Origin of the sequence: Aquabacterium commune (genome assembly GCF_004362855.1) — a bacterium.
GTDB lineage: Bacteria > Pseudomonadota > Gammaproteobacteria > Burkholderiales > Burkholderiaceae_C > Aquabacterium > Aquabacterium commune.
The window spans coordinates 210,255-227,571 of record NZ_SNXW01000007.1; the positions used below are offsets into that span (position 1 = coordinate 210,255).

At 61.7% G+C, this 17,317-nt stretch carries 12 protein-coding genes, 2 tRNA genes and 3 rRNA genes; 4 read left to right on the top strand and 13 right to left on the bottom strand.

The features are described 5' to 3' along the window. Positions 1 to 10: 10 nt before the first annotated feature. From EV672_RS13175 to pyk, 3 genes are all read right to left on the bottom strand, one after another. Positions 11 to 1,030, bottom strand: a complete 1,020-nt coding sequence (locus EV672_RS13175) for a lipase family alpha/beta hydrolase (protein WP_133609950.1) — start codon at positions 1,028 to 1,030, stop codon at positions 11 to 13. 89 nt (positions 1,031 to 1,119) lie between these two features. Continuing rightward, positions 1,120 to 2,184, bottom strand: a complete 1,065-nt coding sequence (gene fba / locus EV672_RS13180) for a class II fructose-bisphosphate aldolase (RefSeq protein WP_133609952.1) — start codon at positions 2,182 to 2,184, stop codon at positions 1,120 to 1,122. A gap of 147 nt (positions 2,185 to 2,331) precedes the next feature. Further along, positions 2,332 to 3,762 (bottom strand): pyruvate kinase, encoded by a 1,431-nt coding sequence (gene pyk / locus EV672_RS13185; protein ID WP_133609954.1) that lies wholly within the window; start codon positions 3,760 to 3,762, stop codon positions 2,332 to 2,334. A 143-nt stretch (positions 3,763 to 3,905) separates the two neighbouring features. On the opposite strand from pyk, the gene EV672_RS13190 reads away from it, so the two are divergent. From EV672_RS13190 to EV672_RS13205, 4 genes are all read left to right on the top strand, one after another. After that, positions 3,906 to 4,727 carry an alpha/beta hydrolase gene (locus tag EV672_RS13190; RefSeq protein WP_133609956.1) on the top strand — a complete coding sequence of 274 codons (822 nt, stop codon included), beginning with the start codon at positions 3,906 to 3,908 and terminating at the stop codon, positions 4,725 to 4,727. Then, on the top strand, positions 4,724 to 5,803 hold the full coding sequence (locus tag EV672_RS13195) for an AraC family transcriptional regulator ligand-binding domain-containing protein (protein ID WP_166643570.1): 1,080 nt from the start codon (positions 4,724 to 4,726) through the stop codon (positions 5,801 to 5,803). Before EV672_RS13190 ends, EV672_RS13195 begins: the two co-directional genes overlap by 4 nt. A gap of 219 nt (positions 5,804 to 6,022) precedes the next feature. Further along, entirely contained in the window at positions 6,023 to 6,913 is an 891-nt protein-coding gene (locus EV672_RS13200) for a metal-dependent hydrolase (protein WP_166643571.1), read from the top strand. Positions 6,914 to 6,968: 55 nt separating this feature from the next. After that, positions 6,969 to 7,838 carry a metal-dependent hydrolase gene (locus EV672_RS13205; RefSeq protein ID WP_133609962.1) on the top strand — a complete coding sequence of 290 codons (870 nt, stop codon included), beginning with the start codon at positions 6,969 to 6,971 and terminating at the stop codon, positions 7,836 to 7,838. 100 nt (positions 7,839 to 7,938) lie between these two features. Here the strand turns inward: EV672_RS13205 and EV672_RS13210 are convergent, their stop codons facing one another. From EV672_RS13210 to EV672_RS13255, 10 genes are all read right to left on the bottom strand, one after another. Further along, on the bottom strand, positions 7,939 to 9,132 hold the full coding sequence (locus tag EV672_RS13210) for a phosphoglycerate kinase (RefSeq protein ID WP_133609964.1): 1,194 nt from the start codon (positions 9,130 to 9,132) through the stop codon (positions 7,939 to 7,941). Between the two features lie 90 nt (positions 9,133 to 9,222). Further along, positions 9,223 to 9,552 (bottom strand): AzlD domain-containing protein, encoded by a 330-nt coding sequence (locus tag EV672_RS13215; RefSeq protein ID WP_341770491.1) that lies wholly within the window; start codon positions 9,550 to 9,552, stop codon positions 9,223 to 9,225. Then, positions 9,552 to 10,304, bottom strand: coding sequence for an AzlC family ABC transporter permease (locus EV672_RS13220; RefSeq protein ID WP_133609968.1), 753 nt, complete (start codon positions 10,302 to 10,304; stop codon positions 9,552 to 9,554). The genes EV672_RS13215 and EV672_RS13220 overlap by 1 nt, the downstream gene beginning before the upstream one ends. 44 nt (positions 10,305 to 10,348) lie before the next feature. Further along, positions 10,349 to 10,729 (bottom strand): hypothetical protein, encoded by a 381-nt coding sequence (locus EV672_RS13225; protein WP_133609970.1) that lies wholly within the window; start codon positions 10,727 to 10,729, stop codon positions 10,349 to 10,351. Between the two features lie 133 nt (positions 10,730 to 10,862). Then, positions 10,863 to 11,315, bottom strand: a complete 453-nt coding sequence (locus EV672_RS13230; RefSeq protein ID WP_133609972.1) for a Smg family protein — start codon at positions 11,313 to 11,315, stop codon at positions 10,863 to 10,865. Positions 11,316 to 11,473: 158 nt separating this feature from the next. Next, a 5S ribosomal RNA gene (gene rrf, locus EV672_RS13235) occupies positions 11,474 to 11,586 on the bottom strand. A 202-nt stretch (positions 11,587 to 11,788) separates the two neighbouring features. Then, a 23S ribosomal RNA gene (locus tag EV672_RS13240) occupies positions 11,789 to 14,664 on the bottom strand. Positions 14,665 to 15,001: 337 nt separating this feature from the next. Then, positions 15,002 to 15,077 (bottom strand) — tRNA-Ala (locus EV672_RS13245). A gap of 33 nt (positions 15,078 to 15,110) precedes the next feature. Beyond that, a tRNA-Ile gene (locus EV672_RS13250) sits at positions 15,111 to 15,187 on the bottom strand. Between the two features lie 148 nt (positions 15,188 to 15,335). Further along, positions 15,336 to 16,864: ribosomal RNA gene (locus tag EV672_RS13255) — 16S ribosomal RNA — on the bottom strand. Together the 16S, 23S and 5S rRNA genes with 2 tRNA genes alongside form the textbook arrangement of a ribosomal RNA operon. Between the last annotated feature and the right edge of the window lie 453 nt (positions 16,865 to 17,317).

Genomic DNA, 17,317 nt, shown 5'->3' on the forward strand with positions numbered 1-17,317 from the left:
GCTTACTGCTTCACAGCCCCAACTGGCGCAGGCGCTGGGCGTGGGCCACGAACAAGGTCACCGGATCGACCTCGCTGCTGTGCAGGCCGGGCAGCTGGTTGACGATCTGGAAGTGGTTGAGCGGGTGGTCGTCGCGGATGACCTCGCCCAGGTGGCTGGCGCAACGCCCCACCAGGCCGTCGCCGGCCTCCCGCTTGAACGCCAGGCCGGTGAGCGACATGACGTAATCCGGCAGGTTGAGCGCGTGGTGGAAGGTGCCCACGCCGCTCCAGGAAAAATAGCGCACGCCCTGCACCTCGGCCGCGCCCTGGCCGCAAGGCTGGGCGGGCACGCCGGCGGGGAAGCGTCGGTTGAAGTCGGCCGCACCGCGGCTGTTCAGCGAGGCCAGCGCCGCGGGCACATCCTGCACGAAACTCGCGCCCGAGGCCCAGTTCACGAAGCGCCCGGCACCCCGGCCCATCGCCAGGATGGCCGAGGCAGCCCAGGTGCCCTGCTGCACCTGCGCGTCCATCCAGTCTGCGAACTCGGAGCCCGCCACCGGCGAGGCGACCACCGTGACCGAGGCCACCAGGTCGGGCCGAAGCGCCGCCACGTAGCGCACGGCATGCCCGCCCTGGCTGTGCCCAATGAGGTTCACCTTGGCCGCACCGGTGCGCGCGACGATGTCCCGCACCTGCGCCAGCAACTGCTCGCCACGCACCTCGGAGGACTGGAACGCCGCCATGCGCGTCACGTGCACGTTGGCACCATGCGCCTGCAAGGCCTCGACGATGCCCGGCCAGTAGGTCAGCGGCCCCATGTGGTCGAAACCCATCATGCCGTGGGCCAGGACGATGGGGTGGCGGGTGCGGGCGTCTTCGTCCAGGGCTTGGGTCAAGGCGCCGGGCTGGGGCAAGGGCTTGAGGGTCAGCCACCACCAGGCGACCGCCAGCAAGGCCGCGGCGCACAACACGCCCAGCCCACGCACCACCCACAGGGCCACACCACGCAAGGACACCATCATCTTCATCCGTTGAACGATGCGCATCATCGCGATGGCATCAAAAAAGCCGACCAGGAAATGCCCCGGCCGGCCTGTGCGCGCGTCACCCGGGGTGCGCGCAGCCTGAACGCAAGGCGTCAAGCCACCACTTGGGCCAGCTTGCCGCTGGCGTACAGGGCGGCGATGTCCACCATGGTGATCGCCTTGATCTTGCCAGCCTGACCTTCGCAGCCGAACTCGATGTAGCGCTGCTTGCAGACCTGCTTGGCGGCTTCGCGGGCGGGCTTGAGCCACTCGCGGGCGTCGAACTTGTCGGGGTTCTCGAACAGGAACTTGCGCACGGCACCGGTCATGGCCAGGCGGATGTCGGTGTCGATGTTGATCTTGCGCACGCCGTGCTTGATGGCTTCCTGGATTTCCTCGACGGGCACGCCGTAGGTTTCCTTCATCTTGCCGCCGTACTGGTTGATGATGGCCAGCAGCTCGGCGGGCACGGAAGACGAGCCGTGCATCACCAGGTGGGTGTTGGGGATGCGCTTGTGGATTTCCTTGACGCGGCTGATGGCCAGGATGTCGCCCGTGGGCTTGCGCGAGAACTTGTACGCGCCGTGGCTGGTGCCGATGGCGATGGCCAGGGCGTCCAGCTGGGTTTCGCGCACGAACACGGCGGCTTCTTCGGGGTCGGTCAGCATCTGGCTGTGGTCCAGCTTGCCTTCGGCGCCGATGCCGTCTTCCTCGCCGGCTTCACCGGTTTCCAGGTTGCCCAGGCAGCCCAGTTCGCCTTCCACCGTCACGCCAACCTTGTGGGCCATGTCCACGACCTTGCGGGTCACTTCGACGTTGTACTCGAACGAAGCGGGCGTCTTGCCGTCTTCTTTCAGCGAGCCGTCCATCATCACCGAGCCGAAGCCCAGGTCGATGGCGCCCTGGCAAATCGCGGGCGACTGGCCGTGGTCCTGGTGCATGACCAGGGGGATGTGGGGGTACATCTCGACGGCGGCCTGGATCAGGTGCTTGATGAAAGCCTCGCCGGCGTACTTGCGGGCGCCTGCGCTGGCCTGCAGGATCACGGGGGCGCCGACCTCGTCAGCGGCCTGCATCACGGCCTGGACCTGCTCCAGGTTGTTCACGTTGAAAGCCGGAATGCCGTAGTTGTGCTCGGCGGCGTGGTCCAGCAGCTGGCGCATGGAAACGAGTGGCATGGAATTCCCCAGAAAGACGGTGATGACGGAAACAAGGCCGACGCGTCCCTTTTGGGGCGGCTCGGCCGCGAACTGCGCAAGATTCTACCGAGGCGCGCGTGACACGCCCATCCCGGGTTCAGGCGCCGGTTGGCGTGGCCTGCGGCTTCAGCGAACCTCGCAGACCTTCAGCATGTTGGTGCCGCCCGGGTGGCCCATGGGCTCGCCGCAGGTGATGGCGTAGGTGTCGCCCGGGCGCAGCACGCCGCGCTCGACCAGCAGCGCCTCGGCCTTTTGCAGGGCCTCGTCGCGGTCCGAGTAGCTGGGGATCAGCAGCGGGCGCACATTGCGGTAGAGCGCCATCTTGCGCTGCGAGATCGGCCGGGCCGTCAGCGCGAAAATCGGCACGTGGATCTTGTGGCGGCTCATCCACAGCGCGGTCGAGCCCGACTCGGTCAGCGCGATGATGGCCTTGCAGCCCAGGTGGTAGGCCGTGAACAGCGCGCCCATGGCGATGGACTGGTCGATGCGGGCGAAGGTCTGGTTGGTGAAGTCCGCGTCCAGCGAGACCTCCTCGGCGCGTTCGGCCTCCAGGGCGATGTTGGCCATCTGCTCGACGGTTTCCACCGGGTATTTGCCAGCGGCGGTTTCGGCGCTCAGCATCACGGCGTCGGTGCCGTCCAGCACGGCATTGGCCACATCGGACACCTCGGCGCGCGTGGGCACCGGGTGGACGATCATGGACTCCATCATCTGCGTGGCCGTGATGACGACCTTGTCCATCTGGCGCGCCAGCTTGATCATGCGCTTTTGCAGCGCGGGCACGGCGGCATTGCCCACCTCGACGGCCAGGTCGCCGCGCGCCACCATGATGCCGTCCGAGGCCTTCAAGATGGCCTCCAGGTTCGGGATGGCCTCGGTGCGCTCGATTTTGGCGATCAGCGCGGGGCGGTGCTTCCATTGCTCGCCGGCCACGTTGCACAGCTGGCGCGCCATCTCCATGTCGGTGCTGTTTTTCGGAAAGGACACGGCGATGTAATCGCACTGGAAGCTCGCAGCCGTCTTGATGTCCTCCATGTCCTTGGCCGTCAGCGCGGGCGCCGTCAGCCCGCCGCCTTGCTTGTTGATGCCCTTGTTGTTGGACAGCTCGCCGCCCAGCTTGACCACGGTGTGCACCGCCTCGCCCTGGACGGCGTCCACCGTCAGCACGATGAGGCCATCGTTGAGCAGGAGGATGTCGCCGGCGCGCACGTCGCGGGGCAGCTCCTTGTAGTCCAGGCCGACGCCGTGGATGTCACCCGGCTCGGTGCGGCTGGCGTCCAGGATGAAGGCCTGGCCCGGCTCCAGCATGACCTTGCCTTCGGCGAACTTGCCCACGCGGATCTTGGGGCCCTGAAGGTCGGCCATGATGGCCACGACCTTGCCCACGCGGGCCGCGGCCTCGCGCACCAGCTGGGCGCGGTCGATGTGGTCCTGCGCCTTGCCGTGCGAGAAGTTCAAGCGCACCACATCGACCCCGGCTCTCAACATCGCATCGAGCACCTCGGGGGTGGACGATGCAGGGCCCAGGGTGGCGACGATCTTGGTGGCACGGGGCATGGTCAGCGCATTTCGGTGGTGAGGGTGATGTGAGTGTCACACCAAACCACGCCGCCCGAATGACGGATTTGCGTCACCATCCCGGCTTGTGGGCAGGCATCACGGCCCTTACACTGCGCTCGCACCTTCCGTTCGACACCGGCATGCCGTCGCACACACGCACCCTCGTCTTCTCGCACGCCAACAGCTTCCCGGCCAGCACCTACCGCACCTTGTTCGAGGGTTGGCGGGCGGCGGGCTACGAGGTCCACGCCATCGACAAGATCGGCCACGACCCGCGCCACCCCGTCACGACCGATTGGCCCCACCTGGTGGACCAGCTCGCCGCCTTCATCGAAGAGGAAGTCGGCCAGCCCGCCTGGCTGGTCGGGCACTCCCTGGGCGGCTACCTGAGCATGATGGTGGCCAACCGGCACCCCCACCTGGCGCAAGGCGTGGTCGTCCTGGATTCGCCCCTCCTGCACGGCTGGAAGAGCGCCGCCATCGCCATGGCCAAGCGCACCCACACCATGGGCAGCGTGATGCCGTCGCGCATCTCGGCGCAACGCACCCACGAGTGGCCCAGCCTGCACGCGGCCCAGACGCACTTCTCCGACAAGCCCAAGTTCGCCCGCTTCGACCCCGCCGTGCTGGCCGACTACCTGCACAGCGGCACCGAAGGCCAAGGCGACGGCCGCAGCCGCCACCTGAGCTTCCGCCGCGAGGTCGAAACCGCCATCTACAACACCATGCCGCACACCCTGCTGCAGGAGTTCCGCCGACACCCCTTCCAGTGCCCGGTGGCCTTCATCGGCGGCACCCGCTCACGCGAAAGCCGCACCGTGGGCCTGTCGGGCACGCGCCAGGTCGTCGGCCCGCGGCTGTCCTGGATCGAGGGCTCGCACCTCTACCCCTTCGAGCGCCCGGCCGACACGGTCGCCGAGGTGCTGCGCTGCCTGCGGTCTTTCGAAGCCGAGGCGCCGTGAGCCTGAGCCCCGCCACGCCCGAGCGCCAGCAGCGCATCCCCTTCGTCACGGTGACGAACTGGGTGCGCGCGGCCCGCCTGTGCGGCATCGACATCGAGGCCATCTTCCGCCGCGAAGGCATCGACACCGGCTTGCTGCACCCCGAAACGGCCACCATCGACCGCCTCACCATGCAGCGCGTCATGCACCACTGCGTGGCCGAAACGCGGCGCATCGGCAGCCCGCAGCACTTCCCGCTGGTGCTGGGCGAAACCTTCGCCTTCGAGTACCTCTCCGACGTCGAAACCTTCATCACCACCAGCGCCACGCTGCGCGACGCCACCCGTTCGCTGGAGTGGATCCCACCGCTCATCAACCCCTTCATGCGCTTCTCGCTGGCCGAGCACGGCGACGACGCCCGCATCGCGCTGCGTTTCGACGTGGTCGACGACGTGCCCGACCTCGCCTGGCCCTTCACCGAGGGCGTGTTCACCACCGTCGTCAAGTTCAGCCGGATGCTGTTGGGCGGCCAGCCACTGATCGGGCGGATCACCATGCGCCACCCCGCCCACCAGGATGCCGACAAGGTGGCCGCGCACTTCCAGGTGCCCATCGACTGGGGCTCGGAAGTCGATGCGCTGTGGTTCTCCCGCCGGCTGCTCGACCAGCCCCTGCGCGGCGCCTTCCCCAGCCTGCACGAGCAGGCCGCACAGCGCGTCGTCCAGCAGGTGGCGCAGCGCAGCCACGCCGCGGGCCAGGGTGGCGAGCCCGGGCACCCCGGGCAACAACTGGCCAGCCAGATCGAACAGGCCTTCCTCGACAAACCCCGCCTGCTCGGCCTCGGCCTGGAGGCCCTGGCCGAGGAGCTCGGCCTGCATGCCCGCACCCTGCAGCGGCGCCTCAAAGACATCGGCGACAGCCACTCCGCCATCCAGGGCCGCGTGCGCTACCGCCTGGCGCAGCAATGGCTGCAAGACCCCACACTGGCCATCGAAGACATCAGCGAGCGCCTGGGCTTCACCGACCGCCGCAGCTTCACGCTGGCCTTCACGCGCTGGTCGGGCCAGACCCCCAGCCGCTTCCGCCGCGGCGCCTGAGGCGGTCCAAGGCGTCCGCCGGTCCCGTGGACGCAGATGAACGCGTCCCGTTTTGCGCGTTTTCCCTAGGCCGCAGCTGTCGCGAAATTCACCTTTGTGTCGTGCGCTTGCATGGCGCTGGCGCGGGCTCGTCCCTACAGTTCGGACACGGCAGACCGATGCTCACAAAAGCCACACAAGTCACACAAGCGACCGCATCGGTCCCGAGGAGACAGCCCCATGAACGCACAGCAACTCACCCCGCCCCCGATCGTTCCCCGCGAAAAGCTGGACTTCGGCCTGGACGGCGACATCGCCAAGTACTGGCTGGACAACGACCCGTTCAAAACGCGATTTTTTGACGCCCTGTCCACGCTCTTCCCCGTCGGCGAGAAGTTCTTCATCACCTGTGTGCGCGACTTCAAGGACCGCATCACCGACCCCAAGATGCTGCAGGACATCAAGGACTTCACCCGCCAGGAAGGCCAGCACGGCATCCTGCACACGCAGTACAACAACCGCCTGAAGGCTCAGGGCATCGCGGTTGACGCCATCCTCGAAGGCCAGGAGAAGCGCCTGTTCGGCATCATCCGCAAGCACTTCTCGCGCGAGTTCACGCTGGGCATCACCGCTGCGTCCGAACACATCACGGCCATCATGGCCGACTGCTTCGTCGAGCGCCCCGAGATCTTCGCCAACGCCGACGAGCGCATCCGCGCCCTCTACGTCTGGCACGCCATGGAAGAGATGGAGCACAAAGGCGTCGCTTACGACGTCCTGACCGGTGTTGCCCAGGCCAGCTACCGCACCCGCATCGCCTCGATGCTCTTAGTGACTTTCCTGTTCCCTTTCCACGTCTTCCGCATCATGTCCCACATGCTGCAGGTCGATGGCTTCAGCCGCTGGGAGCGCACCAAGATCTGGGCCAAAGGCCTGTGGTGGCTCTACAAGCCCGGCGGCATCTACCTGCCCATGATGGGCAAGTACTTCAGCTACCTCAAACCCAACTTCCACCCCTGGCAAGAGCCGGTGGTGGCCAGTTATGAGCCCTGGCTGAAGCTGCTCAAGGAGACCGGCAACCCGGTCGAAGCCGGCAACCGCCTGACCGCCGACGCCCTGGCCCGCGCCTGACAGCCAAGTCACGGTCTCAGCCTCACGTCGTCGCCCACCGCACACAGGAGCCCCCATGAGCCACGCCCACCAGATCGTCCCCCGCGAAAAGCTCGATTTCGGGCTCGACGGCGACATCCCGAAGTACTGGTTCGCCAACGACGCCTTCAAGTCGCGCTTTTTCGACGCCATGTCCACCATCTTCCCGGAGGGTGAGCGTTACTTCATCTCCTGCGTGCGCGACTACCGCGACCAGGTCACCGACCCGAAGCTGCTGCAGGACATCAAGGACTTCATGCGCCAGGAAGGCCAGCACGGCATCGTCCACACGCAGTACAACGACCGCCTCAAGGCCCAGGGCATCGACGTGGACATGCTGGAGAAGACCCTCAAGCACTTGCTGTTCGGCGTCATCCGCAAACACCTGCCGGCCGCCGTCACCCTGGCCGACACCGCCGCGTCCGAGCACATGACGGCCATCATGGCCCACGGCTTCTTCGAGCGCAAAGAGGTCCTGGCCAATGCCGACCCGCGCATGCGCGCCATGTACGCCTGGCACGCCATGGAAGAAATCGAGCACAAGGCGGTGGCCTTCGACGTGATGCAGAAGGTCGCCAAGGTCGGCTACCTGCGCCGCGTCATGGCGATGGCGATCGTGACGATTGCCTTCAACATCCACGCCCTGCTCATCACCCGCTACATGCTCAAGGTCGATGGCTTTTCGCGCTGGCAGCGGTTCAAGCTGTTCGCCAAGGGCCTGGCCTGGATCTTCGGGCCCGGTGGCCTCTACATGCCCATCTTTGGGCACTACATCCAGTACTACAAGCCCGGCTTCCACCCTTGGCAAGGTGGCCAGATGGAGAGCTACGGCCTGTGGCTCGACACCTTCAACCGCACCGGCGACCCCATCGCCGCGGGCGAGGTGCTGCACGCTGCGGGCGCCTGACGCGACCTCACCTTCGCAGCCCCATGCAAAAAGCCTCTCCGCGGAGAGGCTTTTCTTTGTCCGCGCCCAGCGCGGCCCAGCAGATCGGGGCGAGCCCGGCTCAACCAGCAGCCCGCTTGCTCAGGATCTCGAACGCCGGCAGCGTCTTGCCTTCCAGCACCTCCAGGAAGGCGCCACCGCCCGTGGAGATGTAGCCCACCTTGTCTTCGATGCCGTACTTGGCGATGGCCGCCAGCGTGTCGCCACCGCCAGCGATGCTGAACGCGCTTGACTCGGCAATGGCTTGCGCGATGGCCTTGGTGCCCTGCTCGAAGGCCTCGAACTCGAAGACGCCCACCGGGCCGTTCCACACCACGGTGCCCGCGGACTTGAGTTGGGCGGCGAGCTTGGCCGCCGTCTTCGGTCCGATGTCCAAGATCATGTCGTCGTCGGCGACGTCGGTGGCGGCTTTGACGGTGGCCGGCGCATCGGCGGCAAAGGTCTTCGCCACGACCACATCCTCAGGGATGGGCACGGCCGCGCCACGGGCCTTCATGCCCTCGATCACGGTCTTGGCCGCACCCACCAGATCGGCTTCCGCCAGCGACTTGCCGATCTTCAGGCCGGCGGCCAGCATGAAGGTGTTGGCAATGCCGCCGCCCACGATCAGGCCGTCCACGTTCTTCGACAGCGACTCCAGGATGGTCAGCTTGGTGGACACCTTCGAGCCCGCCACAATCGCGATCAGCGGACGCTTCGGTGCTTCCAGGGCCTTGCTGATGGCGTCGATCTCGGCGGCCAGCAGCGGGCCAGCCGACGCGACCTTGGCGAATTGCGCGATGCCATAGGTCGTGGCCTCGGCGCGGTGGGCGGTGCCAAAAGCGTCGTGCACGAAGATGTCGCACAGCGCGGCCAGCTTCTTGGCCAGTTCTTCGCTGTTCTTCTTCTCGCCCTTGTTCAGGCGGCAGTTTTCCAGCAGCACGACCTGCCCCGGGGCCACGTCCACACCATCCACCCAGTTGCTCACCAGCTTGACCTCGCGGCCCAGCAACTCGCCCAGGCGCTTGGCCACCGGAGCCAGCGAATCCTCGGGCTTGAACTCACCCTCGGTCGGGCGGCCCAGGTGCGAGGTCACCATCACAGCGGCACCGGCCTTCAACGCCAGCTCGATGGCTGGCACCGAGGCGCGCACGCGGGTGTCTTCGGTGATGTTGCCGGCGTCGTCCAGCGGCACGTTCAGGTCGGCGCGGATGAACACGCGCTTGCCCGCAGCTTGGCCTTGGGCAACGAGGTCTTCGAATCGGATGATGTTCATGGTGACAGCCGCGACCGCGGACGGTGAAAGGTACAGGGAAATCTCAGGACAAAACCCGTCGATTATAGGAAACCCATCCCCCGCACCGGCTCACCAACCCACCCCCAGCTTGAGCGCCAGGAAAATGGCCATGCCCACCACGATGGTGCTCAGCATGTCCTTGCGCCACCAGGCCCAGGCCGCCGCGACGGGCGCCGCCACCCAGCGGGCGTCCTGCCACCCCACCGGCGCCTGCCCCTGCACAAACCACAGGTCCGGCACGATGATGGCCGCCAGTGCCGCCAGCGGCGCGTACTTCAGGCCACGCACCACGGCGTCGGGCAGGGTCAGGGGCCGTTCGCTGAGGAAGAAGAACGCACGGGTCACCGCCGTGAGCACCACCAGACCCAGCACCGCCAGGTACATGAGCCACTCGGCCATCATCGCGCGGACCTCGCTGACGTCTGACGCTCCAGCCACAAACCGGCGCCCACCGCGACCAGCACCGCCACCAAGATGTGCAGCCTGAAAGGCACGCCATGGCAAGCGATGGCCGCCACGCCCGCCAAGGTGGTCGCCACCGCACTGATGCGGTCCTTCAGCAGCGTGATCAACAGCGCCAACAAGGCCAAGGTGCCTGCGAACGCCAAACCCCAGGCAGTCGGCACTTGCGCAGCGAACGCGATGCCCGCCAACGAGGCCAAATTCCAGCTCGCCCAGTTCACCAACGCAGCACCCGCGAAATACGCCAGAGGCGCCGGATGCTGCGGCCCGGCGGGTTCGCCTTGGCCATGCCGGTGCACGGTCAGCACATAGGTGACATCGGCGCTCAAGTACCCGGCCACCAAACGCCACCGCAGGGGCAGGCACTGCATGTGCGGCCGCAACTGCGCGCTGAAGATGACGAAGCGCAAGTTCACGCAGAGCGCGGTCATCCAGACCACCCACAGCGGCGCGCCAACCATCATCAAGGGCACCGCAGAGAGCTGGGCACTGGCCGCAAACACCCCCAGGCTCATGCACAGCACGACGCCCAAAGGCAGGCCCGAAGTCGTCATGGCCACACCTGTGACCAGTCCCCAAGCCATCATCCCAGGCGCCACCCGCGCCATGTCGCGCATGCCTTGGTGGCATTCAGGGTCACGCCAGATCCGCGCGTCCAGGAGAGAGCGCAAAGGCGCAACCGTGCTCATGCAGGCATTGTGCCGCGTTCAAGCCACGTGCCGAGCAGACGTCCTCAATGCCCCGACGCCTTGCCCTTGCCTGCCTTGGCGGCTTTGGGCTCCTCTTCGGCATCTGCATCTTCTTCGTCGTCCGCAGACTTCTTGGGTGCGGGCTTGGACGCGCCGAGCGCAGGGCGAGGGACCACAGGCGCCACACCTTCCAGCTTGTTCTCGCGCATGTACTCGTCCATCTCTCGCCAGCCGGCGAACACCGAAGCCTTGTCGGCCTTGGGGTTCAGCGTGTAGCAATCTTCGATGGCCCGAAGGGCGTGTCGGCAGGCGCTGCCCACGGCCCTGGCGTCGGCCACCTGGCGCTCCGCAGCCTTCTGTGGTGTGTCAATGCCCAACTGGTCACAGGCCGCCAACAACGGCCCGAAGACCGACAGCAGCAACATCAATCCAGCCCGACGCGTGACGGAGCGCCAAGTCGGTACGAGAGCAAGGAAGGAAACAGACATCGACACCACCCAGAGGGCGCGAATGCCCTCCCATGCAGTGATGTCGGCAGCGCGGGCCGAGGCTTGAGCCTCAGTGGATCAAGCGATCCTCGTCGTCCACGAAGAGTTCGTCCAGGATGAGCGCATCGGGCTCTTCGCCCAAACTCCAGAAAACCAGCAACACCAGGACTTTGAAGTCATCCAGGGCGACCGGCCCGCGAGGCACCGCGAGCACGCGGTCAAGCACGACCTCACGCAAGGTGGGCGTCAACACACCGGCGCCAACCAAAAAGTGCAAGAAGCCCAAAGCCTCAGGGCCCAACCGATCCAACTCAGCATCCACAAAGACGCGGATGCTGTTCGGGGCCGGCAAGCACGCAGTGCCCTGCGTCAGCGCGTTCAAACCATCCAACCACGTCAGGGCTTCGCTGATCTCATCAGGCTCAAAGCCCACCGCAGACAACTTGCGCGTCAACTGTCCAGATTCAGGACAGGCGTCAGGGCGCCAGTAGTGCTCGTACAGGTAAACAAGGACGTCGAACATGGATCCACTATAGCGCAAGCACCCTGCTACCGGCCCTCGGAGGGCATCTCATCCGCACCTCTCACAGGTGCTCTCAACAAGCGGCAAAGGTGAACCGGAGATCGGGCCCACAAAGACAAAAGCCCCTGCGATGCAGGGGCTTTTGGTCTGTATAAGTAGCCTGACGATGTCCTACTTTCACACGGGAATCCGCACTATCATCGGCGCTGAGTCGTTTCACTGTCCTGTTCGGGATGGGAAGGAGTGGGACCAACTCGCTATGGTCATCAGGCTTAAACTGTTCACTGCGCCTGGCTTGTTAACCAGGTGCAGTTCATTCGCAGAGTCGATTTCATGTCTTGATTGCGCGACCTGTTCGGTTTTCACCCACAGGTCTTCACAGAGGGCAGCTGTTGCCAGCCTCACCCATCGGTTCACGTCTTATCAAATCAGTCCTTTGAGACCAGGTTTTCCAACCGATCCATCAAAGTTATAGGGTCAAGCCTCACGGGCAATTAGTATTGGTTAGCTTAACGCATTACTGCGCTTCCACACCCAACCTATCAACGTCGTGGTCTACAACGACCCTTCAGGGGGCTCAAGGCCCCGGCAAGACTCATCTTGAGACGAGTTTCCCGCTTAGATGCTTTCAGCGGTTATCTCTTCCGCACTTAGCTACTCGGCGATGCCACTGGCGTGACAACCGATACACCAGAGGTGCGTCCACTCCGGTCCTCTCGTACTAGGAGCAGGCTCTCTCAATCTTGCAGCGCCCACGGAAGATAGGGACCAAACTGTCTCACGACGTTTTAAACCCAGCTCACGTACCTCTTTAAATGGCGAACAGCCATACCCTTGGGACCGGCTACAGCCCCAGGATGAGATGAGCCGACATCGAGGTGCCAAACACCGCCGTCGATATGAACTCTTGGGCGGTATCAGCCTGTTATCCCCAGAGTACCTTTTATCCGTTGAGCGATGGCCCTTCCATACAGAACCACCGGATCACTTTGTCCTACTTTCGTACCTGCTCGACTTGTCAGTCTCGCAGTCAAGCACGCTTATGCCAATGCACTATCACCACGATTTCCGACCGTGGCTAGCGTACCTTCGAACTCCTCCGTTACACTTTGGGAGGAGACCGCCCCAGTCAAACTGCCCACCATACACTGTCCCCAACCCGGATAACGGGCCAAGGTTAGAACCTCAAACACACCAGGGTGGTATTTCAACGTCGGCTCCACACAAACTAGCGTTCATGCTTCAAAGCCTCCCACCTATCCTACACAGATCTGTTCAAAGTCCAATGTAAAGCTACAGTAAAGGTTCATGGGGTCTTTCCGTCTTTCCGCGGGGAGATTGCATCATCACAAACATTTCAACTTCGCTGAGTCTCTGGAGGAGACAGTGTGGCCATCGTTACGCCATTCGTGCAGGTCGGAACTTACCCGACAAGGAATTTCGCTACCTTAGGACCGTTATAGTTACGGCCGCCGTTTACTGGGACTTCGATCAAGAGCTTGCACCCCATCAATTAATCTTCCAGCACCGGGCAGGCGTCACACCCTATACGTCGACTTTCGTCTTTGCAGAGTGCTGTGTTTTTATTAAACAGTCGCAGCCACCGATTCTCTGCGACCTTGTTCGGCTCCCCTTGTACAGGTTCACCTACTTAAGGCACACCTTCTTCCGAAGTTACGGTGTCAATTTGCCGAGTTCCTTCTCCAGAGTTCTCTCAAGCGCCTTAGAATACTCATCTCGCGCACCAGTGTCGGTTTGCGGTACGGTCGTCTATAGCTGAAGCTTAGTGGCTTTTCCTGGAAGCAGGGTATCACTCACTTCGTCTGCAAGCAGACCCGTTATCACCCCTCATCTAAGCCCGGCGGATTTGCCTACCAGGCACGACTACAGGCTTGAACCAACTATTCCAACAGTTGGCTGAGCTAACCTTCTCCGTCCCCACATCGCACTATAGATCGGTACAGGAATATTAACCTGTTTCCCATCAGCTACGCATCTCTGCCTCGCCTTAGGGGCCGACTCACCCTACGCCGATGAACGTTGCGTAGGAAACCTTGCGCTTTCGGCGAGGGGGCTTTTCACCCCCTTTAACGCTACTCATGTCAGCATTCGCACTTCTGATACCTCCAGCATCCTTCTCAAGACACCTTCTCAGGCTTACAGAACGCTCTCCTACCACTCACAGTAAACTGTGAATCCGCAGCTTCGGTAACTGGCTTGAGCCCCGTTACATCTTCCGCGCAGGACGACTCGATCAGTGAGCTATTACGCTTTCTTTAAATGATGGCTGCTTCTAAGCCAACATCCTGACTGTTTTAGCCTTCCCACTTCGTTTCCCACTTAGCCAATTTTAGGGACCTTAGCTGGCGGTCTGGGTTGTTTCCCTCTTGTGTCCGGACGTTAGCACCCGGTGCACTGTCTCCCAAGCTGTACTCATCGGTATTCGGAGTTTGCATAGGTTTGGTAAGTCGCCATGACCCCCTAGCCTAAACAGTGCTCTACCCCCGATGGTAATACTTGAGGCACTACCTAAATAGTTTTCGGAGAGAACCAGCTATTTCCAAGTTTGTTTAGCCTTTCACCCCTATCCACAGCTCATCCGCTAATTTTGCAACATTAGTCGGTTCGGACCTCCAGTGCGTGTTACCGCACCTTCATCCTGGCCATGGATAGATCACTTGGTTTCGGGTCTACACCCAGCGACTAGACGCCCTATTCGGACTCGATTTCTCTTCGGCTTCCCTATTCGGTTAACCTCGCCACTGAATGTAAGTCGCTGACCCATTATACAAAAGGTACGCCGTCACCTTGCGGCTCCGACTTTTTGTATGCATGCGGTTTCAGGATCTATTTCACTCCCCTCCCGGGGTTCTTTTCGCCTTTCCCTCACGGTACTTGTTCACTATCGGTCGATTACGAGTATTTAGCCTTGGAGGATGGTCCCCCCATCTTCAGACAGGATTTCTCGTGTCCCGCCCTACTTATCGTCCACTCAGTTCCACACCAAACTTTTCTCATACGGGGCTATCACCCACTATGGCCAGCGTTTCCAAGCTGTTTTGATAAGTTCGATGCTAAAGAGGACTAGGCTCCTCCGATTTCGCTCGCCACTACTTTCGGAATCTCGGTTGATGTCTTTTCCTCGAGTTACTTAGATGTTTCAGTTCACTCGGTTCGCCTCGCATGCCTATGTATTCAGCATGCGATACCCCTAAGGGTGGGTTTCCCCATTCGGATATCTCCGGATCAAAGCTAATTTGCCAGCTCCCCGAAGCTTTTCGCAGGCTATCACGTCCTTCATCGCCTGTAATCGCCAAGGCATCCACCACATGCACTTAGTCACTTGACCCTATAACTTTGACGGCCTGACGGGTCCGTCGGTCAAGGACTGTTTGAGTGACACATGCCGGTTTGAAGCATGTGTCTTCGCGTTTGCCGATCTTCAATGTACTTGCATTGAAGTCTGTTTTGACGCAATCAAGATGTTGCTGACGGCACGGTGCGACCCATTCCTTTACAAAGAATGAACCGCTTTCCGCCAGCAACGCTGATTTCGACTCTACGAATTTTTAAAGAACAAGCGACTTTGCAGCCGCAAACCTCAACATCTCCCACCCACTGGGCTCGCCCACATGGATTCAGATGCTCAGGTTTGCAACCTCTCAAGCTCTCAGATACAAGGTGTGTGGTGGAGGATGACGGGATCGAACCGACGACCCCCTGCTTGCAAAGCAGGTGCTCTCCCAGCTGAGCTAATCCCCCAGGCCATGTCGTCCAGGTGGGTCGCCCTCAAGTTGGTGGGTCTGGTTGGATTCGAACCAACGACCCCCGCCTTATCAAGACGGTGCTCTAACCGACTGAGCTACAGACCCAACTGCATTCACTCTTGCCTACTCACGCTTGTACTGCGCTTTTCTCAACAACCGATAAGTGTGGGTGCCTGGCCTTTTGAAGGCCACTCTGATGACTTCCATCTCTTCATCTGCCCGAAGGCAAGCAAAGGACTTCCGTATTTTCCAGAAAGGAGGTGATCCAGCCGCACCTTCCGATACGGCTACCTTGTTACGACTTCACCCCAGTCACGAACCCCGCCGTGGTAATCGCCCTCCTTGCGGTTAGGCTAACTACTTCTGGCGGAACCCGCTCCCATGGTGTGACGGGCGGTGTGTACAAGACCCGGGAACGTATTCACCGCGGCAAGCTGATCCGCGATTACTAGCGATTCCGACTTCACGCAGTCGAGTTGCAGACTGCGATCCGGACTACGACCGGTTTTCTGGGATTGGCTCCCCCTCGCGGGTTGGCAGCCCTCTGTACCGGCCATTGTATGACGTGTGTAGCCCTACCCATAAGGGCCATGAGGACCTGACGTCATCCCCACCTTCCTCCGGTTTGTCACCGGCAGTCTCATTAGAGTGCCCTTTCGTAGCAACTAATGACAAGGGTTGCGCTCGTTGCGGGACTTAACCCAACATCTCACGACACGAGCTGACGACGGCCATGCAGCACCTGTGTTCAAGTTCTCTTTCGAGCACTTCCACATCTCTGCAGAATTCTTGACATGTCAAGGGTAGGTAAGGTTTTTCGCGTTGCATCGAATTAAACCACATCATCCACCGCTTGTGCGGGTCCCCGTCAATTCCTTTGAGTTTCAACCTTGCGGCCGTACTCCCCAGGCGGTCAACTTCACGCGTTAGCTTCGTTACTGAACAGCAAGCCGTCCAACAACCAGTTGACATCGTTTAGGGCGTGGACTACCAGGGTATCTAATCCTGTTTGCTCCCCACGCTTTCGTGCATGAGCGTCAGTACAGGTCCAGGGGATTGCCTTCGCCATTGGTGTTCCTCCGCATATCTACGCATTTCACTGCTACACGCGGAATTCCATCCCCCTCTACCGTACTCTAGCCTTGCAGTCACAAATGCAGTTCCCAGGTTGAGCCCGGGGATTTCACATCTGTCTTGCAAAGCCGCCTGCGCACGCTTTACGCCCAGTAATTCCGATTAACGCTCGCACCCTACGTATTACCGCGGCTGCTGGCACGTAGTTAGCCGGTGCTTATTCTTCAGGTACCGTCATCCCCCCGAGGTATTAACCCAGAGGATTTCTTCCCTGACAAAAGCAGTTTACAACCCGAAGGCCTTCTTCCTGCACGCGGCATTGCTGGATCAGGCTTGCGCCCATTGTCCAAAATTCCCCACTGCTGCCTCCCGTAGGAGTCTGGGCCGTGTCTCAGTCCCAGTGTGGCTGGTCGTCCTCTCAGACCAACTACAGATCGTTGCCTTGGTAGGCCTTTACCCCACCAACTAGCTAATCTGATATCGGCCGCTCCAATAGCGCGAGGTCTTGCGATCCCCCGCTTTCACCCTCAGGTCTCATGCGGTATTAATCCGGCTTTCGCCGGGCTATCCCCCACTACTGGGCACGTTCCGATATATTACTCACCCGTTCGCCACTCGTCGCCAGGTTGCCCCGCGTTACCGTTCGACTTGCATGTGTAAGGCATGCCGCCAGCGTTCAATCTGAGCCAGGATCAAACTCTTCAGTTCAATCTCTGTAAACTCACTCAACGGAATTGAAGTGAACTTCAACAAGTGAATTTCATCTTCATCTACCGTGAGTGTTTGGTCCAAGGACCTGCAAGTCTTGCGACTTGCTGCGGCCTTCTCTTGCCAAACACCCACGCTTATCGGCTGTTGATTTTTAAAGAACGTTTGCTGATTCGTTATCAGCACAGAGGCGAGATTATGTCTCGCTTTCACTGTCTTGTCAAGCACCTTGGCAAACATTCCTGCTTGCCTGCGTTCGCTGCAGCTATCGCTGCGCGTTCGCATCGGTACTTCACAAGACAGCCTTCTCCGCCCTGCGCGCCTGCAGCCAATGCTGCAGCCCACACAACAGAGAAGCAAAAGCCCCTGCGATGCAGGGGCTTTTGGTCTGTATAAGTAGCCTGACGATGTCCTACTTTCACACGGGAATCCGCACTATCATCGGCGCTGAGT

Bases quoted from the DNA above. Each gene is read 5' to 3' on its own strand.
- EV672_RS13175 (WP_133609950.1), bottom strand. From the start codon at position 1,030: ATGATGCGCATCGTTCAACGGATGAAGATGATGGTGTCCTTGCGTGGT.
- fba (WP_133609952.1), bottom strand. From the start codon at position 2,184: ATGCCACTCGTTTCCATGCGCCAGCTGCTGGACCACGCCGCCGAGCAC.
- pyk (WP_133609954.1), bottom strand. From the start codon at position 3,762: ATGCCCCGTGCCACCAAGATCGTCGCCACCCTGGGCCCTGCATCGTCC.
- EV672_RS13190 (WP_133609956.1), top strand. From the start codon at position 3,906: ATGCCGTCGCACACACGCACCCTCGTCTTCTCGCACGCCAACAGCTTC.
- EV672_RS13200 (WP_166643571.1), top strand. From the start codon at position 6,023: ATGAACGCACAGCAACTCACCCCGCCCCCGATCGTTCCCCGCGAAAAG.
- EV672_RS13205 (WP_133609962.1), top strand. From the start codon at position 6,969: ATGAGCCACGCCCACCAGATCGTCCCCCGCGAAAAGCTCGATTTCGGG.
- EV672_RS13210 (WP_133609964.1), bottom strand. From the start codon at position 9,132: ATGAACATCATCCGATTCGAAGACCTCGTTGCCCAAGGCCAAGCTGCG.
- EV672_RS13215 (WP_341770491.1), bottom strand. From the start codon at position 9,552: ATGGCCGAGTGGCTCATGTACCTGGCGGTGCTGGGTCTGGTGGTGCTC.
- EV672_RS13220 (WP_133609968.1), bottom strand. From the start codon at position 10,304: ATGAGCACGGTTGCGCCTTTGCGCTCTCTCCTGGACGCGCGGATCTGG.
- EV672_RS13225 (WP_133609970.1), bottom strand. From the start codon at position 10,729: ATGTTGCTGCTGTCGGTCTTCGGGCCGTTGTTGGCGGCCTGTGACCAG.
- EV672_RS13230 (WP_133609972.1), bottom strand. From the start codon at position 11,315: ATGTTCGACGTCCTTGTTTACCTGTACGAGCACTACTGGCGCCCTGAC.